Annotated in this window: 20 protein-coding genes; 11 read left to right on the top strand and 9 right to left on the bottom strand. The window is 34.4% G+C overall.

Annotation, left to right across the window (positions count from 1 at the left end):
• Positions 1 to 34 precede the first annotated feature (34 nt).
• The gene (locus tag X953_RS18450; RefSeq protein ID WP_040956843.1) at positions 35 to 1,954 is read right to left on the bottom strand and encodes a BglG family transcription antiterminator; all 1,920 of its coding nucleotides are present in this window, start codon (positions 1,952 to 1,954) and stop codon (positions 35 to 37) included.
• A 294-nt stretch (positions 1,955 to 2,248) separates the two neighbouring features.
• On the opposite strand from X953_RS18450, the gene X953_RS19270 reads away from it, so the two are divergent.
• Positions 2,249 to 3,871 (top strand): SIR2 family protein, encoded by a 1,623-nt coding sequence (locus X953_RS19270; RefSeq protein ID WP_052350209.1) that lies wholly within the window; start codon positions 2,249 to 2,251, stop codon positions 3,869 to 3,871.
• Here X953_RS19270 and X953_RS18440 read toward each other — a convergent pair.
• Genes X953_RS18440 through X953_RS18430 form a run of 3 tightly spaced genes read right to left on the bottom strand, consistent with a single transcriptional unit; the run spans position 3,819 to position 6,329 of the window.
• Positions 3,819 to 5,591: a recombinase family protein gene (locus X953_RS18440; RefSeq protein ID WP_052350208.1), complete on the bottom strand. Its 1,773-nt coding sequence runs from the start codon at positions 5,589 to 5,591 to the stop codon at positions 3,819 to 3,821. The genes X953_RS19270 and X953_RS18440 overlap by 53 nt on opposite strands.
• Entirely contained in the window at positions 5,588 to 5,764 is a 177-nt protein-coding gene (locus X953_RS18435; protein WP_156958523.1) for a hypothetical protein, read from the bottom strand. The genes X953_RS18440 and X953_RS18435 overlap by 4 nt, the downstream gene beginning before the upstream one ends.
• A complete protein-coding gene (locus tag X953_RS18430) occupies positions 5,757 to 6,329 on the bottom strand; it encodes a helix-turn-helix domain-containing protein (protein ID WP_040956841.1) in 573 nt (190 codons plus the stop codon). Before X953_RS18430 ends, X953_RS18435 begins: the two co-directional genes overlap by 8 nt.
• A gap of 288 nt (positions 6,330 to 6,617) precedes the next feature.
• Between X953_RS18430 and X953_RS18425 the strand changes: the two genes are divergently transcribed.
• The 3 genes from X953_RS18425 (at position 6,618) to X953_RS18420 (ending at position 8,353) form a co-directional block, all read left to right on the top strand.
• The gene (locus X953_RS18425; RefSeq protein WP_040956840.1) at positions 6,618 to 7,436 is read left to right on the top strand and encodes a hypothetical protein; all 819 of its coding nucleotides are present in this window, start codon (positions 6,618 to 6,620) and stop codon (positions 7,434 to 7,436) included.
• Complete coding sequence (locus X953_RS19945; RefSeq protein WP_156958522.1) at positions 7,426 to 7,566, top strand: sigma-70 family RNA polymerase sigma factor; 141 nt, start codon at positions 7,426 to 7,428, stop codon at positions 7,564 to 7,566. Before X953_RS18425 ends, X953_RS19945 begins: the two co-directional genes overlap by 11 nt.
• Before the next feature lie 403 nt (positions 7,567 to 7,969).
• On the top strand, positions 7,970 to 8,353 hold the full coding sequence (locus X953_RS18420) for a transcriptional regulator (RefSeq protein ID WP_040956839.1): 384 nt from the start codon (positions 7,970 to 7,972) through the stop codon (positions 8,351 to 8,353).
• A gap of 240 nt (positions 8,354 to 8,593) precedes the next feature.
• Here the strand turns inward: X953_RS18420 and X953_RS19940 are convergent, their stop codons facing one another.
• The 4 genes from X953_RS19940 to X953_RS18405 all read right to left on the bottom strand — a co-directional run bounded on the left by X953_RS19940 (position 8,594) and on the right by X953_RS18405 (position 10,587).
• Positions 8,594 to 8,752, bottom strand: coding sequence for a hypothetical protein (locus X953_RS19940; RefSeq protein WP_156958521.1), 159 nt, complete (start codon positions 8,750 to 8,752; stop codon positions 8,594 to 8,596).
• 52 nt (positions 8,753 to 8,804) lie between these two features.
• Positions 8,805 to 9,413, bottom strand: a complete 609-nt coding sequence (gene radC, locus X953_RS18415; protein WP_040956838.1) for a DNA repair protein RadC — start codon at positions 9,411 to 9,413, stop codon at positions 8,805 to 8,807.
• 195 nt (positions 9,414 to 9,608) lie between these two features.
• Complete coding sequence (locus X953_RS18410) at positions 9,609 to 10,322, bottom strand: hypothetical protein (RefSeq protein ID WP_052350207.1); 714 nt, start codon at positions 10,320 to 10,322, stop codon at positions 9,609 to 9,611.
• On the bottom strand, positions 10,315 to 10,587 hold the full coding sequence (locus X953_RS18405; RefSeq protein WP_040956837.1) for a hypothetical protein: 273 nt from the start codon (positions 10,585 to 10,587) through the stop codon (positions 10,315 to 10,317). The genes X953_RS18410 and X953_RS18405 overlap by 8 nt, the downstream gene beginning before the upstream one ends.
• 227 nt (positions 10,588 to 10,814) lie before the next feature.
• Between X953_RS18405 and X953_RS18400 the strand changes: the two genes are divergently transcribed.
• From X953_RS18400 to X953_RS18380, 4 genes are all read left to right on the top strand, one after another.
• Positions 10,815 to 12,299, top strand: a complete 1,485-nt coding sequence (locus X953_RS18400) for a type I restriction-modification system subunit M (protein ID WP_040956836.1) — start codon at positions 10,815 to 10,817, stop codon at positions 12,297 to 12,299.
• The gene (locus tag X953_RS19265; RefSeq protein ID WP_052350206.1) at positions 12,289 to 13,566 is read left to right on the top strand and encodes a restriction endonuclease subunit S; all 1,278 of its coding nucleotides are present in this window, start codon (positions 12,289 to 12,291) and stop codon (positions 13,564 to 13,566) included. The genes X953_RS18400 and X953_RS19265 overlap by 11 nt, the downstream gene beginning before the upstream one ends.
• Positions 13,563 to 16,508: a type I restriction endonuclease subunit R gene (locus X953_RS18385; protein WP_040956835.1), complete on the top strand. Its 2,946-nt coding sequence runs from the start codon at positions 13,563 to 13,565 to the stop codon at positions 16,506 to 16,508. Before X953_RS19265 ends, X953_RS18385 begins: the two co-directional genes overlap by 4 nt.
• A gap of 68 nt (positions 16,509 to 16,576) precedes the next feature.
• Entirely contained in the window at positions 16,577 to 16,849 is a 273-nt protein-coding gene (locus X953_RS18380) for a hypothetical protein (RefSeq protein WP_040956834.1), read from the top strand.
• Here X953_RS18380 and X953_RS18375 read toward each other — a convergent pair.
• Positions 16,832 to 17,560, bottom strand: a complete 729-nt coding sequence (locus X953_RS18375; RefSeq protein WP_040956833.1) for a M48 family metallopeptidase — start codon at positions 17,558 to 17,560, stop codon at positions 16,832 to 16,834. The genes X953_RS18380 and X953_RS18375 overlap by 18 nt on opposite strands.
• Positions 17,561 to 17,651: 91 nt before the next feature.
• Here X953_RS18375 and X953_RS18370 point away from each other — a divergent pair, with 91 nt between their 5' ends.
• The 3 genes from X953_RS18370 to X953_RS18360 all read left to right on the top strand — a co-directional run bounded on the left by X953_RS18370 (position 17,652) and on the right by X953_RS18360 (position 21,691).
• Positions 17,652 to 19,883, top strand: coding sequence for an SAM-dependent DNA methyltransferase (locus X953_RS18370; protein WP_040956832.1), 2,232 nt, complete (start codon positions 17,652 to 17,654; stop codon positions 19,881 to 19,883).
• Between the two features lie 439 nt (positions 19,884 to 20,322).
• A complete protein-coding gene (locus X953_RS18365; protein ID WP_052350205.1) occupies positions 20,323 to 21,036 on the top strand; it encodes a hypothetical protein in 714 nt (237 codons plus the stop codon).
• Between the two features lies 1 nt (position 21,037).
• Positions 21,038 to 21,691 (top strand): TIR domain-containing protein, encoded by a 654-nt coding sequence (locus tag X953_RS18360; RefSeq protein WP_040956831.1) that lies wholly within the window; start codon positions 21,038 to 21,040, stop codon positions 21,689 to 21,691.
• The last annotated feature ends 31 nt before the right edge of the window (positions 21,692 to 21,722 follow it).

Raw genomic sequence — 21,722 nt, 5'->3', positions numbered from 1 at the left:
TAAATAAAAAAAGCAAAGGAGTTTCCCTTTGCTTTTAAAGTTGCTGTACTACCTTACACACCTCGTGGTATGTGTTGCAATCAAGCAACTGATGTACTGTTGATCTATTATCAACCAATCTTACCAGAGAGTGGAACATAGGCTTCAAATCTTCTTTTTTACTTTTATTTACGTTTAGTAAAAAGACGACTTGAACAGGTTTATCACCCCAACCAATTGGTTTTTTCAATGTCATCAAACACCAAAAGGTTTTATCGGTTTTTTGCTCAATGGGATGGGGTATAGCTACTAAGTTACCAAAGCTAGTGGGAGCGTAACTTTCTCTCTCCAGGACAGAATCAATGTAATCTTCTCCTACGAGCCCTCTTTCCAACAGATGATTCCCAAGGAATGTAATAACCTCCTTTGGTGAACTAAGATCATAATTTATAAAGGTATGCTCTTGTTCCAAATACCATCTATCCTTTTTCTTTTTTCCATCTATAGCGGTTTCAATTTGTTTAATATTCGTTTCTCCAAGAATGGTGCTCACATAGATGAGAGGAATACTAGTTTGCATATCAATTGGTACGGTAGTAATTATAAAATCTAGGTCACTGGGTATCGTATTCTCCAAGTTATATAGTTCCGTAGTGCCAATGATTTCTAATTGATCACTAAATTGATTGGTAAGTTTATAAGAAAGAAGTTCGGCACTACCCATTCCTGATGCACACACAATTAGGCAACGCTTTTTGCGAACATTTCTCGTTTTTAACCGTTCTTGTGCAGCTTCGATATGTAGAGCCAAAAAACCAATTTCATCCTCATTTAGTTGAACCTCCAGTACCTCAGCAAGTACTTTAGAACCAATCAAAGCAGCTTCAAAAGAAAGTGGATAGGATGTTTTAATTTCCTCCAGCATCGGATTATAAATATTCATGTCTTGTTTGTATCGATTAATTGCCGGTTGTAAATGTAAGCATAAGTTAAATAATAATTTATTATCTCCAGCTAAAAGTAAAGAACATTCCTCTTCTATACGCTGAATCATGCTTTGAGCTAATTCTACTATTTTCGTGTCCATTATTTTATCTAAATCAGCTCGAGTGCCATCTAAGTTATTCGATAGTTTCGTTCCCTTTAAATGTAAAGCTAAATATGCAATTTCCTTTTCCGGGAAGACTATATTTATGTCTCTCTCGATATCTGTTAGAATTTTCCGTCCAACTTCATATTCTTTTGTGTCTCTCAGTTCAAGATAGTCTTCGCTGTTTATATCAAACATATTACTCTCTTTAATTCTTCTGCATGCTAGAACAATATGAGTAAATAGATTTTGTAAACAAACATCTGCAACCACTTTATGATGCTTCCGCAAATTATTTACTAGATGAGTATAAATTAAATTCGTTTCCTCAGAAGAAAAGTTACCCAATTGAGCTACATCGTACTTTTTTCCATCTAATTTCTCACGCAAAAGATAGGCAGAGATACAAAAGCGAATTTGTTTTTCATCCCCTTTTACTATCACTCCGTAATTTGGTTTGTGTTCCAGTTGCAAATTATAGCTATTAAGGATGCCTCGTACTTCCTTCAAGTCAGTTTGCAATGTAGATCGACTAATAAACAGCATATCGGATAAATCATCTAACTTAACATAGGATGAATTCATTAATAGAGTTTCCAGTATAAATTTAATTCTGGATTCCGGTTCTATGGGGAAGTTACTTCCTATCTTATTCCACTTTCCTAAGAGGTCTATGAAATGACGTTTATCTTGCTTAAGTGAAAAGCCCTTCCCGCGGATGGAAGTAATACATAAATTTTCCGTTTCTAAACTACGGTTAATCTCTTTTATATCATTTCGGATGGTCTTAGAACTCACGTTTAATGCCGTAGCAAGTTCACTGCTTGTTACATCCGTATCAACTTTAATAAGATATTGTATAATCTTTATCCATCGAGAATTCATTTTCATCCCTCGTTATTAGAAAATTATATATATTATAACATAATGAGGGGGATGGTTGAGCTTAGTGATTAATAGGAATTTTCTAGTAGGCTAACTGCTTATGTGAGGAATAGTGTATTGTTATTGGGACATGATGCTACCTAAATATTACCAAAAACATCCTGAATATATGGTAGAATAAAGAGGGATTAATGGTTAAATGTCTGTTGAGTTAAGTAAGAGATTTCAATAATTATTCTACGACAAAATATTACAAAATGCGGGAAGTGACAGGCACCTGAATCCAGGAGAATCATGTTATTAAATGGAGTGGAAGAACAAGATGAAATTAAGTGGTATAAAGAGAATTTTGGTAAAGAGCCATTATATGACGAGGTAATAGGCATGTTAGCAAAGACTTCTTCTGAGCGGAATGGATTATTAAAAGAGTTTTTTGAGCCTACTGAAGAAGAACTTGAGGAAGGTAGAAAATTGCCAACGGACGCACATAAAGCAATAGCGGAATTAGTAAAACAGGGTTATATAAAAGTAATTGTTACCACAAACTTTGACCGATTAATTGAACAAGCATTAGATGAATTGAATGTACAGTACCAAACACTTTACCATGATTCAGACATAGAAGGAATGAAGCCTTTAGCACATGCTGATTGTACGGTTTTAAAAATTCATGGTGATTATAGAGATACGAGATTTAAGAATATTACAGATGAATTGGAGAGTTATTCAGATTCTTTAACTGACATTCTTAAAAAAATATTTGATGAGTACGGATTGATAATATCGGGGTGGTCTGCTGAATGGGATACAGCCTTAAGAGATACAATCAAAAGTGTAAAAGGACGGAGATATTCTTGGTATTGGCATTCATTTTCAAAAGAGGTTGGTGAGAAGGCTCAAGAGTTAATAAATTTTAGAGATGCTTCCGTCATAATTGATAGTTCGGGTGCAGACCACTTCTTTAGAGAATTAAATGAAAATGTAAATAGCATCTCCCAAGTAAAGAAAGTGAATCTCGATAACGTTCAAGTAAAATTAAAACGATTAAAACGCTATATAGCCAATAATGATGAAATTAAAATAAGGGAAATAATTACTGATGAAACAGTAAAAATAACAGAATATATTAATAAAGTTAATACTAATGCAGAAGTTTCAACAGAATACCTATACCAAAAGGTAGAGGAAATTAAAGAAAGGTCAAAGCAACTAGCTATTTTACTTTCCGTACTTTCTTATTATGCAAAAACAACTGAACAAGAGCAATTACTTATTGAAACACTTGAAAGATTAACATCGATAAACCAGCATAGTGGTACTGTGTTGTTATTGAATTTACAACAAGTTCCTTTGCAAATAGCTTTGTACAGTATAGGAATCTCCTCGGTGAAAACTGGAAATTATAAATTATTGGATAAAGTATTTAAATCACCTAGGGTTAGGGATAAATTTAAAAGTAAACTAGATTTTTTAAGTTTTACTTCTCCAAGCAGGGGTCTTCACGGTTTATTGGATTATATTAAACCAGAGCGTAGATTCTTTTTACCTACAGAAGAAGTTTTACTTTATCCTTTCATGAAAGAGATATTTCTAGAAGGTCAGTTGGTGTTCGATGACCAGGAATATGAAATTTATTACGATATTTTCGAATTCCTACGGAGTATCAAGAGCCGTTATTTAGATAATAGGGGTTACTTTAGTGGGAGATTTGGATTTAAGGATGATAGAAGCCACCTAATTCAATTTTTATTAGAGGGTTATTCAAATGAAAGCTGGGATGTACTAGAAATCTGCGCAGGAGATAAAGAAAAGTTTATAGAGGCTTTAAAGCACTTAGTTGAAGATTTGAATGGTCAATCGATGTTCACTGGATATGGTTTGTTGGAAGCATATATAAATGGGGAGAATAAATTTTAAAAACCTCATTTAGATTCATTACGGTGAACCGTACCATAAGTGAGGGTAAAACTGAGAGGGACTTCAATGTGTCCCTCAGCTCTTTTTCTGTAGGATTCACTTTATTCAAGGGCGCCAAATCAACATTCTTATCATGAGCATAGCTCGCCATCTTTAGGAGCAGACTTTTTGACTTTTTTTTTACTGCTTCTGGAGTAAAGTCAAAGAATAACTTAATGTTAGTAACCTCCCGTCCCTTCTGTCTACTGTGGCTCCTTTTCTCAGCCGACGGCGTAATCTCAATCTGTTCCACAATCATACGTAATAGCTCTTTCTTTTCTTCACCACTTACTTTTTCCAGTATTTCATCGATATTTTTAATAAAATGATGAAGCGCCATTAAATCAATTGGTTTTGTATTGATGTTTGCAAGCTCTTCCTCGATTCTTTCTAATTTTATTTGATTGGCTGCGATTACTTGTTGGTGTTCTTTTATTTTCTCTGTAATAAGCGGCTTTAAATCTGTGTCATCCATTAGCTCCTCTATTGCATTATTAATCTTTTTCTCATATTCCTTTATTTTTGATTCAATATATTCCTTCTGAGCTATTAGTGGTTCAAAGGCATTTTTTCTTTCTTGATTCATTTTTTGGACCAATTGTTGTATGAAGTTAGAATCTGTGACTATACGTTTAATTTCCTCAAGTACTTGTGCCTCTGCCAGGTCAGCATTAATACTATTGGAGGAACATACAGATGCACCTTTGTTATGGAAGTTGCCACACTTGTAATATCGGTATTTTTTGGTTTTTCCATTAGATGTTCCAGCTACCATACCAGCGCCACATTGAGGACAACGTATAAGTTTAGATAGAAAATAAGGGTTATTGGACTGCACGGCTTTAAATGAGCGTTCTTGTCTTTTTATTTGCACACGTTCCCATAAATCTGTATCGATAATTGGTTCGTGTTTACCATCAACAATGATAGGGTCTTTATTTTTTCCTTTCCGTCTTTTTTCCGCCCAATTCTCATGTTGATTAAATCGGACTTTTCCAATATAAACAGGATTATCTAATATCCCTTTTAATGTAGCAATGGAAAATTCCCTGCCTCGTTTCGTTTTATACCCTTTACGGTTTACGATTCCAGCTATTTTTTTGTACCCGTATCCTCGGTCGGCAAGTTCGAATATCTCTCTTACTATTTTTGCTTCATCATGGTTTACAAAAAGTTGCTTTTCTTTGGAATCGTAACCAAGACATAGACCACCATTCCATTTGCCTTCTTTTGCTCTCTGAGTCATACCCATTTTCACACGGCCAGCTATCTGCTCACGTTCGTTTTCTGCAATAGCACTTAAAATATTGTAAATTAACTTTCCATGTATTGTTGTTGTATCAATACCCTCTGATAAACTAATCAACTGTACATTGTGAGTTCCTAAAGTTTCGACTATAACAGATGCATCACTAACTCTTCTCGCAATACGGTCTAATTTATAGGTCATAACAGCATCAAATTTGTTTTGACTAGCATCTTCTAGCAGACGAGTCATTTGAGGGCGCCCATCTATACTTTTTCCACTTTTCCCTTCGTCAATATATTCATCTATAATTGTGAGTCCATGTCTTTCTGCATATTCTACTAACAACTCTTTTTGAGCTGCAATACTATAGCCTTCTCTAGCTTGGTCTTCTGTACTAACACGTGCATAAATAACGGCATTCATTGTTTTCATTCTAGCTCCTCCTTTGCTTGAGTTGGTATTTCTACTTCCACTATTGCTTGTTTTTCTGTGTTGTGCTGGTATTCATTCATCACGTCTTTTGCTATGGTTGTAAATCTATTAAGAAACTGTGTTTGTTTAATAGTTAATCTTTCTTTATTTGGGGCGCTTTCTGTATTAGTCATTTTCATCATTTACTCCTTTCAAACGATTATAAGCATTTCTTTTTAATTCCCATGTTTGTCTCCTTTTCTTCACCTTTTCTACAAGAGTAGTTAAATCATCGATAAACTCCTCATAATCTAGTGCTGTTAATTCAACTTTATCCTCGAAGGTAACTTCATTGGTGTTTGCCATGATTGACTTTGTTAATGCAGTTAGTTCTACCACATATGAAACGCCTTCTAAGTCTATTTCTTTGATTGATTCATCTTCTGGTTCACATATTATAAAGCTTTTTGTCTCACCTACATAAAAATCATCGAAAAATGCTTCAACAGGAATTCGAAGATATGCTGCAATACCCTCCAGTTTTTTGCGTTGCGGGTTTGTGACTTCATTTTCTTCAATACGTTTAATGGTAGATTGAGAAAGGTTGCTTTTTTCAGCTACACGATACCTAGTAAATAATGCTGGATTCATTTCATTAGCTTTTTTTCTTATCCACTGCACTCTCTCACCAATCGATGTCATTTCCTTTAATGCATGGAAGTCTTCATGTTTTATTACGTACGGCTCTAGTTTATTCATTTCATTCACTCCTTGTTATTTCTATTGCTATCATACTGAAGGAAAGCATATTATGCAAGTAATTTGTTTAATTATTACCAAAAATACTTCCGTTATTAACAAAATGATGTTATAATCCAGAACAACATGAACCTGATGTATTATTTCAAGAGCAGATGAATCAATAAACAGTATCGGATTTTACTCATATCAAGGCGAATTTGAGAGGCACCACAACATAAAATCAAATTGTTGCCTTCGTGGGAATACATTGTGGTTCAGACTAAAACGATTCGGAGGTATTATGAAATGGGAACAAAAGATGAAAATTTTGATGAAGTAATTGATTTGTTTATGAAGGAATTAACAAACTTTATTAAGCAGTTGTTGAGTATTCATCTAAAAGTATCAAAGAATGGACCATTAAGCTTACAAGATGCAACTCCAAAAAATAAATTACTCTTTCTACAACAACAACTAGTAAAAGTAAAGCTTGATAAAGTACTACTAGACTTTGGAGTGCAAAGGGCGGCAAGAGAAATCTCACAATCAGAAATGATTGCTCTAGCGAAAGTATTTAATTCAGGTCCATTCTCAAAAGATAAGAAAGATGTTGAGTATGATGCCATATTTGCAAACATTGCTGTGCAATATTGTGTCCATAATGCCATAATGCAAAATGAACATGATATATACAATGGGGGCTTTACTCATTATATGGATGATGCTTTAAGTGAAGCGTATTTTATGGTGAAGGGGTTCTTCATCTTTTACCATACGAATAAAGCTAAAAAGGCTGACATTGAGCTTGAAGACAATGTAGAATGGAGTTTTATTATGTTTACGAAAAAAATGTTACTTTCTAAAATAAAGCATTGGTATTTAACGGAAATACAATCGTATAGTTATATCCCTCCCAAATATAGACTCGCCAAGCAAAAGAAGAAGTATAAAAGAAGAATCATACTAGTAGAGGATAAAACCTTAATGAGGATGCCAGCTAATGATATTAACCATAGAACAATCGTAGACAAATATGGTGAAACAATAGGAGACAAATCTTACTGTCAGTTGATACAGGAGGTAAAAGACGAGCGTAATCCACAGTATGCTATATATGGATGGTAGTTACAGAGAAAGAAAGACCTACAAAATGATAGCCCATGAATATGAAGTATCTGAAGGTACTGTCAAAGCAGGTGTCAGTAGAGGGTTAGCCTATTTAAGAAAAAAGTATAATAAAACTGCAACCAATTAGTGACTACTGTAACTATTAATAAGTAGAGGTAGCATTAATAGTACTACTCACAATTAGATGCAGCTGATGAAACCTTAGTGAACTGGTTACTCTAGTGAGCAATAAATACTACTAAGTGATTGTGGTGTCACACCAATTAAGAGTATATAGAATGTGCACAACAACTTGTTATTATTAATTGGCGTAGATAAAGTTGCTGATTGTGGACGGTTCCAAAAGTAACACCTAGTAATAATAAATAAGTCTTTGTATTTGCTTAGGGGAAAGTGTGGATGCGGGGAAAACTCTTTCGAATGGACACGAGGGGGAATCTCCCTTCCAATTAAATGATTTTTCAGTAATTACTAAGTAGTCAGTATTGCTGACGAATGGCATGAGAACTTGAAAAGGAGAATCTTGTATTATGGATAATTATAATTATGAGAGTAACAGACAAAATGATATCTTGACGTCAAATCGTGATATCAATGTTGATAAATACTTATATATGGAATATGAACATAATTTAAATTCAACAAGTGAGCAATGTTGGGTAGATGAAGCAGACGATATAACAGAAGAAGAGATGGAAGCGTTTCGTGCATTACAAGAGAACCCTGAGCATCAAAATAGAGTATTGGGAATGCACTTACATGATGAAAGGAAAGCACTCGGTATGTCTCAAAAGTATGTTTCTGAGAAAATTGGAATTAGTGTAGATACAATATCTAGATTGGAAAAAGGGCACACAAACTTTAGAAAAGCAACTTTAGATAAGGTCAAGTTGTTTCTGGGAATAGAAGAATAATAGCTATTCGACTATGGTTTATACATTGCCTACATTATTATATGGGTAAACGCTCAGGCGAAAGCATAAACTATATGATATACGAATAAACTGATGGCTAAATCTAATTCCATACCAGTTAGGGTTCTGCGACTATTTTGAATTAATTTATTCGATGTAGGTGTAAGCAATGTTATTTTTCATAGATTATTAATGGGGGCAACTTATTTAGCTGCCCCTGTTGTTGAATGAGTTGCTATATTAATAGCTTATAGATGTTATGAACGATACTGCTAGTATAAACACTAATAATAGAACAAGCAGGCATCCAACAGCAAAATGACTAGTTGATTCTTTATCTGAATCGTAAAATACAGCAAAGCAAATAATGATGCCGACGATTATCGCTCCAATACTCATATGGCATATCCCTCCTTCTATTATTTATTAGATGGCATATAAGCTATAGCTCTTAAAGGTATCCTTTTTCTTTCAAGCTTACATAAGAGCCTGCACCAATAACGACATGGTCCAGTAATTCCACGCCTAACACCTTGCCAGCTTCAGATAGTCTTTTTGTTACTTGAACATCTTCTTGACTAAGTGTAGGCGAGCCAGATGGATGATTATGCGCTACAATAGCTGATGCACAGCTTCTTCTGATTAATTCCTTAAACGTTTCTCTTGGATGAACAATGCTAGAATTCAGTGACCCAGTAAAAACTGTTTTCTTAAACATAATCTCATTCTTCGTATTTAGTCCAAGAACAACAAATTCTTCACGTTGCAAATACTGCATGTCTGATAAATATTCATACGCATCTTCAGGACTTCTAATGGTAAAACGTTCTTCTGCACAAACTGGATTTAATCTAGCTAATCTTAGAGCAGATACAATTTGTTGAGCTTTGACGTTACCGATACCTTTAATAGCCACCAGTTCCTCCTCTGTAACGTCAAGCAGTTCTTGGATAGAAGGATAGCGGTTAAACAACTCAGATACGATGTAGCTGTCATCCTTTTCACGTAATGTTGTCGTCAATAATGATTGGAAAGTAGTTTTATCAATAAAATTCTTCATTTTTAGTTTCCTCCTTGAAATAGAAAAAGGAGAGACCATCTCAGCCTCTCCTTCTTGCATCATTGAATTTATTTGGTAAGATTAAATTAGTGTTTAGGGCTCTTTGCGAGCTCTTTTTTTGTGCATAAAAATAACCCATTAGATGTTAGTTCCAATGAGTTAGTCAGTAGTACATTTCCTTATTCACTTTGTTCTTCACCTCCTTGATTCACTTAACAACAAAAGGTCTTGAATGAAAGTTGATGCCTGTGTCTTTGATAGTTTTGTGCTGTGGTCCACTCCAAACATTAGCCTCATCATTTCTCTTGCTGTGTCTGGATTCATCCCTTGTCCTTTTACTAGTTCATGAATCTTCTTTAATTGGCGTTTCGTAATAGTTCCATCACCTCCTTTAAGTTCTGCTGCTTTAGGCATATCTTCAATGTCCTGGGTAAAGATACCACTTGTAGCAGAGACGTTTAATACAGCATCAACTAAAGCACGTTTCTTTGCCATCTTAAGAACGGTATTAACGATTGTGTACGGACTTTGTTCGTTGTATTGTTCTTCTTTTGTATTTGATGAGCCGATGCCTTCAGCAATTAGTTGTGTGCAATTAATAGGTGTTAAAGTTACACGCACTTCATAATGAAAGATTCCTTGTTCCCATTCTTCAAAACGATGATTTACTTCATATTGAATCGTGAGCTTTAAATGCTGGCATATCTTTTCTGCTCCAGGTTTTAGTAAGGATGGCTTGGAGTAACCTGTGACCTTACCATAATCAATTCCTTCTACCATTTGTTCTACAATGAATTTTCCTAGGTATTTACCTGTTCTTCTGGCATCTGGTAACGAGTCAGTAATACCTAATTCAAATGGCTGTTCGTGTTGGGTTAACGTGACAATATTGTTTTGATTTCTAGACACTCTTGCCCCTCCTTTCATTGACTAAACGATTGTTTTGTAATTGATAAAAATGCACTTGGTTTCTCATTCCATTGCAGTTCTTGTCAGTTGCATACTTTTTAACCACTTCTTCCAGTTCCTCTAAACTTGTAATCGTCACTCTCCTTCCACAACAACATAGTCCATTACAGTGTGTTGAGTTGACCATGCTTGTTATTAAGAAGCCAGTCCAATTACCTTTAGACTGAATGACATTGGCGATGGTCCTTTTATTCTGACTTAACATATTCTCACCTCCTTTCAATTCAAATAAAAAAACCTCTATCAAAGAGGCGGTGGGCAACAAACAATTTCATTTGAAAATCATCAATACATAACTGGGGGTTGGATTTTTTGCATAATTTTTATTCTTATAGGGGAATTATCTGTCAATTTAGGCTCGATTCTATCTATTTCGACCTAAATTTGATATATTTGTAATATAGGTAAATAGAAATATATGGGGGTAAAGCAATGTCTAAGTTGACGTTACAACAATTAGAATCACATTTATGGGAATCAGCAAATATCTTAAGAGGAAGTATTGATTCATCTGATTATAAAAATTACATATTTGGTTTATTGTTTTTAAAACGATTAAGTGATGTTTTTATCGAAACTGCGAAAGAAATAGAACGAGAAGAAAATGATGATTATGGTTGGTATGACCGTGATGAACACCAATTCTTTGTTCCAGAACGGGCTCGTTGGACACATATTCAAATTCAAACGCAAGATATCGGTAATACCATTAACAAAGCTTTTGAAGCACTAGAAGAAGAAAATCCATCATTGGATGGTGTCTTAGCTAATATTGATTTTAATGACAAAGATAAATTACCTGATAAGTTATTAATGCAGCTTGTTCAACATTTCTCATCTATTGATTTAAGTAATGGGAATCTATCGGAACCAGACATGTTAGGTCGTGCTTATGAATATTTAATTAAACAATTTGCCGATGATGCTGGAAAAAAAGGTGGCGAATTCTATACACCTACAAAAGTCGTAGAACTTATTGTTAACTTGATTAAACCTGAAGAAGGGATGCGGGTATGCGACCCGACGGTTGGTTCAGGTGGTATGCTTGTTCAATCAGTTGATTACATTAAATCACAAGGTGGCGACCCACGAAATTTAACATTGCATGGTCAGGAGCGAAATTTAAATACCTGGGCAATTTGTAAAATGAATCTACTCTTACATGGTTTAAGTGACCACCGAATTGAGCGTGGGGATACGATTCGTGACCCTAAGCTATTAGGTGATGATAAAGAACTTCTTTTATATGACCGTGTCATTGCAAATCCACCTTTTTCATTGAAAAATTGGGGTAGAGAGGAAGCAGAAGCCGACGAATATGGACGGTTCCGTTTTGGTATCCCACCTAAGAATGCTGGCGACTATGGATTTGTTCAACACATGGTATCGACACTAAACCATGAAGGTAGAGCTGGAGTGGTTATGCCACATGGCGTATTATTCCGTGGTGGTGCAGAAGGGAAAATCCGTGAAGGTCTGTTAAAAGAAGACTTAGTTGAAGGTATTATCGGATTGCCATCAAATCTTTTCTATGGAACAGGTATTCCAGCTTGTATCCTAATCTTGAATCGAAAGAAAGCGGAAGAACATAAAGGGAAAATCTTTATACTAGATGGTTCAAAAGACCATCAAGAAGGCAAGAATCAGAACGTACTTCGTAGTGATGACATCGAGAAAATAGTTCAGGCTTATGATGCTTGGGAAGACCAGAATAAATATTGTAGAGTAGTTGGTCTAGAAGAAATTGAAGAAAATGATTATAACTTAAACATTGCTCGCTACATCGATACAACAGAAGAGGAAGAAGATATTGACGTTAAAGCAGCATTAACAGATTTGAAAAAAATAGAGCAAGAACGTAAGGAGATTGAAGAGAAAATGTATGGGTATTTAAAGGAGCTGGGGTATGATGAATAGAGACGTTTTTGAAGAATACCCAATTGATTGGAAAAGATATTCATATAATGAAGTGTTTTCAACAATAACCGATTATGTAGCAAATGGTAGCTTTGCAACTTTGAAAGAAAATGTAACTTATAAAAATGAGAAGGATTATGCTGTAGTAATACGAGTGAAAGACTACACAAGTAATTTTAAAAAAGATTTTATTTACGTTGACGAACATGCTTATAATTTTCTGAAAAAGTCTAAATTAGAGCCAAATGATATTATTATTTCGAATGTCGGAGCAATAGGTACCGTCTTTAAAGTTCCTGATTTAAAACAACCTATGACATTAGGACCTAACTCAATATTAGTTAAAACTAATCATCATAATGAGTTTATATATCAATTATTAAAGAGCCCTTTAGGTCAAAAAAAATTATTGTCTATAACAAGTACAACTGCTCAACCAAAATTTAATAAGACTGATTTTAAGTCAATTATTTGTTACCTTCCCACTTTGAGTGAACAACAAAAAATCGCAGCAATCCTCACCTCCGTAGATGAAGCAATCGAAAAATCAGAACAAATCATCGAACAAACAGAGACGGTTAAAAAAGGATTAATGCAACAGTTGTTGACAAAGGGGATTGGGCATCAGAATTATAAGCAAACACTTATAGGGGATGTTCCAGAAGAATGGGAAGTTGTTAAGTTTAAAGACATTTGTAGAATTGTAAATGGGCAAGTAGACCCTAAAAAATCACCATATTCTGAAATGCTTCATATCGGAAATGCAAATATAGAAAAGTTTACAGGTAGGTTGTTAGCATGTAAATCAGCAAAAGAAGAAGGTCAAATCAGTGGCAAATATTTATTTGATGAAAACCATATTCTTTATGGTAAGATAAACCCTCACTTTGGTAAAGTTGCCTTTCCAAAGTTTAAGGGTCTGTGTAGTGCGGACATATATCCAATTGAAACCGATAAAAGATTATTACCTAGCTTCTTAAAATATTTATTAATGAGTAGTAGATTTATTTCTTATACAACATCAGTGTCAGGTAGAACAGGAATTCCAAAAGTTAACAGAACTGATTTGGACGCATTTTTAATAGTTGTCCCTACCTTAGAGGAACAGAATAAAATAGTAGATATTATAGAATCCGTAGAGACAAGAATAAATTATGATGAAGAGAAATTAAGTGAGTTATATAAAATTAAACAAGGCCTTATGCAACAACTTCTAACAGGTAAAGTCCGTGTCCAAATTAATGAAGATGAGGAGGTTCCGTCATGAGTGAAGCGCAAGCTTGGAATGAAGAAACGTTAGTGGAAAATCGAATGATTGACCAACTTCAGAAGCTTGGCTACACGTATGTTCATGGAACGGAACTAGATAAAGAACGGACTTCTCAAACAGAAGTTGTCTTAAAAGGTCGCCTTCAAGCAGCCATTCAGCGCTTGAATCCATGGATTAATGAAAATAACTTAAACAAAGTCGTTCGTAGCCTTACCCATATGGAAGCGACGAGCCTCATGGAAGCAAATCAACATTTTCATGAATTATTAATCAACCAACTATCGGTTCAACAAGATGTTGGTAGTGGACGAAAAAACCAGACTGTGAAGCTGATTGATTTTGACAATATTGAGAAAAATGGTTTTATTATTACCAATCAATTCAGTTACACCCATGCGAATGAAACGATTCGTCCAGATATCATGCTTTATGTGAATGGACTGCCATTAGTCGTAATCGAGTGTAAGAGCCCAGCTTTACCACCCGATGAACAAATCGGACATGGAGTCAAGCAATTACGTCGCTACCAACAAGAAAACGAAGCACTTTTTCATTATAATCAGTTTGTTATTGCTACGAGTAATGACCGTGCAAAAGTGGGAACGATTGGCGCTAAAGCACAACATTATAGTGCTTGGAAAGAACCTTATCCTTTATCTGTTCAGGGCATAGGCGAGAACGCAACAGCTCAAGATATTTTAACAACAGGATTATTAGATAAAAAGAGACTTTTCGATATCATTTTAAACTTTATTGTTTATGAACCAGAAGATGGACGAGTAATCAAAAAAATGGCTCGTTACCAGCAGTATAGGGCTGTGAATAAGGCAGTAGAACGAATCCTAATCGGTGAACACCCGCAAGCTCGTGGTGGTGTTGTCTGGGCGACACAAGGGTCAGGTAAATCATTATCCATGGTCTTTTTATCAATGAAGTTACGACGTTTAAAACAGCTAGAAAACCCTGTAATAGTCGTTGTCACGGATAGACAAGACTTAGATACGCAAATAACTGCAACTTTTAAACGGTGTGGATTCCCGAACCCGAAACAAGCGGAGTCTGTAGAAGAACTCCAAAAGTTATTACAACAAGGTCCAGGTTCTACGGTGATGACCTTAGTACAGAAATTCCAAACTGAAGAAGATGAAGAGTATCCATTACTAACAGATTCAGATAATGTCATTGTGTTAGTTGATGAGTCACACCGTTCCCAGTATAGTTCGCTAGCGATGAATATGCGCATTGGTTTGCCAAACGCAACTTATATCGGATTTACAGGTACACCAATTGATAAAGAAGATAAAAGTACCGTTCGAACGTTTGGGACGTACATTGATAAGTACCCTATAGAAAAAGCGGTACAAGATGGAGCTACCGTTCCTATTTTTTACGAAGCTAGATTGGTGGATTTACATGTCCAAGGGGAAACGATTGATACATTATTTGACCGTTTCTTTCGTGATTATTCGGATGAAGATAAAGAACGGATTAAACAAACATATGTGACAGAAGAAGCATTAACCGCATCACCTAAAAGACTTAAAACCGTTGTCCTTGATATGATAGAGCATTATGAGCAACATATTCAGCCAAACGGATTTAAAGCCCAAATTGTTTCCGTATCTCGTCAAGCAGCTGTTGCTTATAAAAAATTAATGGATGAACTCAGTGATTATGAATCAGCAGTTATCATTTCAAGTGGTCATAACGATTCAGAGGAAATGAAACAATATGGCATATCACGAGCGGAGGAAAAAGAACTTATCCAACGCTTTAAGAAACCATTAGATGAAGACCCATTAGCCTTTTTAATTGTATGCGATAAATTGTTAACAGGGTTTGATGCACCGATTGAACAAGTGATGTACTTAGACAAACCTTTAAAGGAACATAACTTGCTTCAAGCTATTGCTAGAACGAACCGAACGTATGATAAAAAGACACACGGATTAATTGTTGATTATTATGGTGTATCGCAATTTTTAGAAGAAGCATTGGGAATTTTCCATGAAGAAGATATTAAAGGGGCCATGCATCATGTAGATGAAGAATTACCACGATTACAATCTCGTCATCGCCGAGTCATGCAATTCTTTGATTATATTAATAAGAGTGACCTTGAAGCTTGTTTGAAGGTGCTGGAACCAGAAGATGTTCGTAATAAGTTTGATACAGCCTTTAAGAAGTTTTCGGAAAGCATGGATATGGTGATGCCTAGTCCGAAAGCGAAAGCCTATGTAGATGATTTGAAATGGCTAGGAAAAGTTAGAAAACTAGCAAAGTCTCGTTACTATGTCGATGATGGCACGATGGATATATCCGATTGTGGTGGAAAGGTACGTGAACTTATTGAGGAGTATGTTTATGCATCAACACCAGAGATTCTTTTTGAGCCAGTAAACATACTAACCAATAAATTTGATGAGAAGCTAGATGAATTGAAAACACCAGAAGCAAAAGCAGCTGAAATGGAACATGCCATTAAGTATGAAATACGAATCAAACTAGATGAGAATCCAGTCAAATACACATCATTAAGAGAACGATTAGAGCAACTAATCGAACAACGAAAGGCACGTCAATTAACAATTGACGAACTATTGGAAGAATACCATGCTATGCGAGAAGAAATGATGGACATGGAACAAGAAAGTCAGTCGTTTGGGCTAAAGGATGCCAAGCAGTTACCGTTTTATCAGTTACTAGAACAACAAATTCCAGTTGAAATGGAACAAGAAAGTTTAAGAGATTTAACTGAAATTATTACGGAGATTATTCAAGACAATGCAGTGATAGATTGGATAGAAAAAGAAGATGTAAAACGTGAAATGCGAAAGAAATTGAAAAAACAACTTAGAGCAAGCTTAGTTCCTAATAAGCAGGTTGAACAAGTCGCCAGGCAATTGATGGAACTTGGAGAAGTTCATTATAAGTCTTGATTAACAACAAGAAGGCATAACATCATAGAAGGGTGTTATGCCTCTATTTATAGGAGGGAATAAGGTTAATGGATAAAAAGAATAGGACAAGCTGTCGAGATGAAATGTTACAGGTAGTAAAGCAACTTGTGAAAACAAAAGGAAAAAATGAATTTTCTGCACAAGAGGTCCTGGATGAAATGAGAAGTGCTGGAACCTCTTATAAAGAGTCTACTATCCGCACCCATCTGACAAGTAAATGTTGTGTTGGTACTAAACAACACCATCAAACCGTATACGATGATTACGCACGTATCGGGCATGGTCTGTATGCCTTGGTACATTTATCCGATGCTATGTAATTCGGTACCATGTACACGCAACCACTCTTTAGCTTCTTTAAAATGAGGAAGATTGGTTCTGACAATCCGCCAAAATCTATCATTATGCTCAGAAACAATTAGATGAGCTAACTCATGCACGATAATATAATCAATTACTCGTGAGGGTGCCATCACAATGCGCCAATTTAGATAGATATCACCATTTGGGGTGCACGTTCCCCATCGTTTATGTTGTGTTTTTAACTGTAAAGAACGAGGTTTAACACCTAGCATGGATTCGTACTTTTTTGCTCGTTCATTAATTTTTTTAAATCCATATTGTCGGTACCACTCAATCAATTTTTGTTCGAGTTGATTTTGGATACGTTCTTGAGACCATTCACGAGGTACGGTAGCAATGAAGCGCCCTTGCTTAAATTGAAGTGAAGTGTTTGCTACTGGTTCTTTATATACTTTGAGTCGATAATAACGACCTAAATAAGGCAGCTTTTCACCACTGACGAACTCCTTGGGTTGAACTGTTGTGTTAACTTCGTTGAGTTCCAAGAGCTTTTGACTAATCCACGGTGCTTTACGCTTGATGATTTGAACTAGTTTTGCCTCATCAATATTATGTGGTGTGAATACTTCGACTCCATTAACTAGGTCGATTGATATTTTAACGTCTTTTCTAGTTTGTTTATAATGACAGTAATGAATAGTGGTAGTTCCGTATGAAATGTAAGACATATATAAACCTTCTTTCTAAACTATATGATATACATTGGAAGAAATAAAAACAATTCTAATTAATTATTACATAATATAGGAGGGACAGAGAATGAATAGTAAGCTTGAACAACTGTATCAGTTAAATGATACAAATGGGAGAGTTATTGGAACAGATGTCAATGAATTAATTCTTACAGGGCTTGAGAGTAATATAGAACTAAGTTATGAGGATATTTATGAGCTACAAAAGAAAACAGCTCGCTTTATTAACGAAGTAATTACTCCAGAAATAGTTACTCAGTTTATGAAAAAGGCAATCACTGAAGATGTAGATGTATTAGTACCATGGAATGTATACGGTGAATTGATAGATGTAATAGCTAACCGTGTGAAGAATAGTACTCTGGTTAGTAAAGGCGATAAATTGGCTAAGATTACAAACTTAATGCTAAAAAGTGATAAGCATCATATTGAAACTGGTGACCCATTAAGGATTCTTGATGAATATAGCGAGGCTAAGTTTAGTTTAATATGTAGTTTCCCCCCATTGGGTTATAGGGTTAGTACAGAAATAAATAATCAAAAATTCAATGATGAATTAAACCATTTGTTAATTTTAAAATCATCTTATTTGCTAAGGGAAAATGGCAAAATGGCTTTTGTTGTAACAGAAAACTTTTTCAAGAGAGAAAAGAAAAGCTCTATTTTACCAATACTAGAAAAGCAAGGAATTCATTTGGATGCTGCTTTCTATCTTCCCCCTGGAACATTAACCAATACAGGCATCGGAACCTACTTAGCGATTTTAGGGCACAAAAAATTCAATGATTTGTTTATTAGTGAATTAAAAAGTGAAAATTTAGACCAAGTAGTGGAAAATTGGAAAAATCGAAAAGAAAGTAAAATACTTCAAAACGGAAAACTAATAGATTATGACTCGTTTCGGTCTTATCCAAATGTTGAAAAAGAACTTGAAATTGAAAGCATAGTGAAGAAGAGTAAGTTTAAAGAGACACCTATGAAAAACCTTATAGTAGAAATTAATCGTTTAACAAACGGGAGTAATACTTTGGAGCATCGACCTAATTCGATTTATTTACCGAATATAGGTTTGTCAGAAGTTGTTGATAATCAAGAGGATATGAAAATCAAACCGCAAAATTACTTTCAAATTATTTTAAATGAGGAAGTCAGTGCAACTTATATCGCAAAATGGTTTAATACTGAACTAGGTATTCTTGTAAGAGAAAGTCAAATGGGTGGGACGTATATTAAGAAGATTAATCGTAAGAAATTAATTGAAGCTAAGCTCTACCTTCCTGATAAACGAGTGCAACAAGAAGTACTTAATATTCAAACAAAGATAGATGAATTTAGAAATGAATTGTACAGCATTGAAAATAAGGCATGGGTATATCCGAACAGTTATTCTGATTTGAATAAAAAATTAGAAAAGTTAAACAGAGAGGAAGGTTTTTCAGAGTGGATAGAAACATTACCTTTTCCCCTAGCCTCCATATTATATAAGTATTATGCAATAGAAGATGCTTCAGCAAAAAAAGAATTTTTATTACACTTTTTTGAAGCATTTTCTCAATTTCAAGTTGTGTTAATGCTAAGTGCTTTTGAAGAAAATGGAAAAGACCTAGATGAAAAGTATATTTATGTTATTGACACTAGTAAACTTACTAGAGCAACCTTTGGAACATGGGTACACATTGGTGAAAACCTTGCAAAAAAGTTAAGGCTATTATTAAATGACTCGGAAGAACAAAGCTTAAGACTATTTCAGCATAAAAAGCGAAGTTTTATAAAAATGATTTCTTCTAAGGAAATATATAAAATTTTACGAATAACAAATGAGTATCGAAATGATTGGAAAGGTCATGGGGGTGTTGAAAGTATATCTGAAATTGAAAATAGATTATTGTTATTAGAAAAAGAACTACATGCTTTGAGAAAGGTTATAGGAGATATTTATGAAGGTTATCAATTAATACAACCTGGGACAGGACATTTTAGTTCTGGATTGTATCATTGTAATTGTAGATTATTAAAAGGAACTAGAAATACCTTTGTTGAGAACACCATTGAAGTAATAAATGGCTTGGAAATAGAGAATCTATATTTACTAGAAGCAGATGGGCATGAACCCCTTAAACTATTGCCATTTATCAAATTGATGCCTAGTCCAAATACACAGGTTAATGCTTGTTACTTTTATAATAGATTAGACCAGGATGGTGTAAGAATGGTTTCTTATTACTTTGACCAAGATGCTGATGTGAAAATCCAAGATAACTCTATACAATCTATAATAAATAATCTTAGTATAAACTAGATGGATAAGTATGCTTACTTTATTTTATTCTATGGATGCTGTGTAAACATAAGCAATTTAACACTTTTGCTGACCCTAAAGGGATTAGTTATCATTTAACTACTAACTCTAAGCACAGTTTTACCAACACATTAAAGAACTTGAAAGTGAGCTGAAAGACAAAGATGTTATATTAAATGCGTTTTCCTAGCTAAAACCTATTATAGTGATATTGTTGATACGGGTTTAAAGCCTGAGTAAAGAAGAAATGGAACAGCAGCATATTCTATTTCAAAATGATTATTTCGATATTAAATGAGAATATTACTACATCATTAACTATAGGTAGGACCTAAAATTTGCTCCTGCCTTTTAGTTATATTTTGTATAATAAAGGAATTATTGTGTTATTTGTCGAATATACAATTATAGAGTCTAATCTATTAATAGGAGAATAAGTATGAAGAAGCTATTTATCACTGTGTTCTTAGTAATGGTGGTATTGACTTTCTCAGTTCCAATTTTCATACCACAAGAAGTACCTTATTTAACAAAATTACAGTTGATTATTACAGCATTAATTACTTTGTTAATACCATTCTTATTGCTTTCTCTAATAATATCAGCCTTGATTACAAGACATTTACACGTACAGCTTGAACGTATGAATATTGGTGGCATTAACTTATTGTTCAAGCAACCAGACAGGATATTTTTGAACAGTGTCCAAACGTTTTTAGAAACTAAAAGGACATTGTATAAAGTTGATAAGGAGCTAGACAACTTTAATGAAACATTGGATTCATATTTTGAAACGTATCAATTCTTTAAGAAGGAGATGATGATTTTAGACCTGAAAAAGGATGAGCAGAAGAAGCTATATGATTTAAGTGCGAAAATTATTGCAAAGTTAAATTTGTTCTTAACGACTTATCAAAACAATTATCGTAGGTGGTATAAGAACACCATTGATGAGAATAAAATTACCATTTTTGAGGATGGAAATGAAAAAGAATTAAATAAAAATCCACACATGATGAGAATTGGAGAATTACAAACATATTATTATGATTATGATGAAATCTTGAAAGGATTTGAATCAGTAAATGCCTTTTTTCGAGAAGAAGTTAATTCTACATTAAAAGTTGATATTAATAAATGGGAGGATGAATAATATGGTTAAACACAAAACATTCATTAGCTACCATCATGAGAATGAACAGAATGAGAAAGACCAAATAATTGAGAAATTTGGCGGAGAAGATTTTATAGACACCTCTGTTCATGAAGGAGATATAGATACTAGTTTACCTGAAGAGTCTATTATGAGAAAAATTAGAGATGATTATCTAAAGGATTCTACTGTTACATTAGTAATTATAGGTGAGGAAACTGCTCAAAGACCCTTTATTAACTCTGAAATTCAAGCATCTCTTTGGGGCAGTAACCCTAATGGTTTATTAGCTGTCGCTACAGATAATCTTTACGACAATATATATATTGATGGTACCTGCAGCGGTGTTGGATGTGATTGTAAAGTTAGAGTGCCCCGTAATCATATTCACTATTTGCCTGAGTTAATTTTTAAAAATAGAGAAATAGGTAGAAACAAAGATTTAGAGGATACTCCATGTCATTACAATGATTCGCAACTTTATTGTAGCTTAACAAAGTTTTCTACTTTTATGGAAGACCCAGATAAATTCATTAATGAAGCTTTTGATAAGCGTGAGGATTTAAATTATGAAATAGCAAAAAAATTATCTGAGAACACACCGAAGATACAGAAGAATTCACTGAGTTCACTTACTGATTCATTGTTCAAATAATAAATGATTAGCAATTTTAATGAAACGTTTG

The organism is Virgibacillus sp. SK37, assembly GCF_000725285.1.
Lineage (GTDB): Bacteria > Bacillota > Bacilli > Bacillales > Amphibacillaceae > Virgibacillus_Q.
Note: the sequence above shows the minus strand (reverse complement) of the source record. Positions and strands in the feature narration are given on the sequence as shown.

What these genes read in the sequence shown, in the direction of transcription:
- X953_RS18425 (WP_040956840.1), top strand. Translation starts at nt 6,618, where the DNA reads ATGGGAACAAAAGATGAAAATTTTGATGAAGTAATTGATTTGTTTATG.
- X953_RS18405 (WP_040956837.1), bottom strand. Translation starts at nt 10,587, where the DNA reads ATGTTAAGTCAGAATAAAAGGACCATCGCCAATGTCATTCAGTCTAAA.
- X953_RS19270 (WP_052350209.1), top strand. Translation starts at nt 2,249, where the DNA reads ATGTTATTAAATGGAGTGGAAGAACAAGATGAAATTAAGTGGTATAAA.
- X953_RS18375 (WP_040956833.1), bottom strand. Translation starts at nt 17,560, where the DNA reads ATGTCTTACATTTCATACGGAACTACCACTATTCATTACTGTCATTAT.
- X953_RS19940 (WP_156958521.1), bottom strand. Translation starts at nt 8,752, where the DNA reads ATGAGTATTGGAGCGATAATCGTCGGCATCATTATTTGCTTTGCTGTA.
- X953_RS18385 (WP_040956835.1), top strand. Translation starts at nt 13,563, where the DNA reads ATGAGTGAAGCGCAAGCTTGGAATGAAGAAACGTTAGTGGAAAATCGA.
- radC (WP_040956838.1), bottom strand. Translation starts at nt 9,413, where the DNA reads ATGAAGAATTTTATTGATAAAACTACTTTCCAATCATTATTGACGACA.
- X953_RS19945 (WP_156958522.1), top strand. Translation starts at nt 7,426, where the DNA reads ATGGATGGTAGTTACAGAGAAAGAAAGACCTACAAAATGATAGCCCAT.
- X953_RS18370 (WP_040956832.1), top strand. Translation starts at nt 17,652, where the DNA reads ATGAATAGTAAGCTTGAACAACTGTATCAGTTAAATGATACAAATGGG.
- X953_RS18365 (WP_052350205.1), top strand. Translation starts at nt 20,323, where the DNA reads ATGAAGAAGCTATTTATCACTGTGTTCTTAGTAATGGTGGTATTGACT.
- X953_RS18380 (WP_040956834.1), top strand. Translation starts at nt 16,577, where the DNA reads ATGGATAAAAAGAATAGGACAAGCTGTCGAGATGAAATGTTACAGGTA.
- X953_RS18435 (WP_156958523.1), bottom strand. Translation starts at nt 5,764, where the DNA reads ATGACTAATACAGAAAGCGCCCCAAATAAAGAAAGATTAACTATTAAA.
- X953_RS18440 (WP_052350208.1), bottom strand. Translation starts at nt 5,591, where the DNA reads ATGAAAACAATGAATGCCGTTATTTATGCACGTGTTAGTACAGAAGAC.
- X953_RS18430 (WP_040956841.1), bottom strand. Translation starts at nt 6,329, where the DNA reads ATGAATAAACTAGAGCCGTACGTAATAAAACATGAAGACTTCCATGCA.
- X953_RS18420 (WP_040956839.1), top strand. Translation starts at nt 7,970, where the DNA reads ATGGATAATTATAATTATGAGAGTAACAGACAAAATGATATCTTGACG.
- X953_RS19265 (WP_052350206.1), top strand. Translation starts at nt 12,289, where the DNA reads ATGATGAATAGAGACGTTTTTGAAGAATACCCAATTGATTGGAAAAGA.
- X953_RS18360 (WP_040956831.1), top strand. Translation starts at nt 21,038, where the DNA reads ATGGTTAAACACAAAACATTCATTAGCTACCATCATGAGAATGAACAG.
- X953_RS18400 (WP_040956836.1), top strand. Translation starts at nt 10,815, where the DNA reads ATGTCTAAGTTGACGTTACAACAATTAGAATCACATTTATGGGAATCA.
- X953_RS18450 (WP_040956843.1), bottom strand. Translation starts at nt 1,954, where the DNA reads ATGAATTCTCGATGGATAAAGATTATACAATATCTTATTAAAGTTGAT.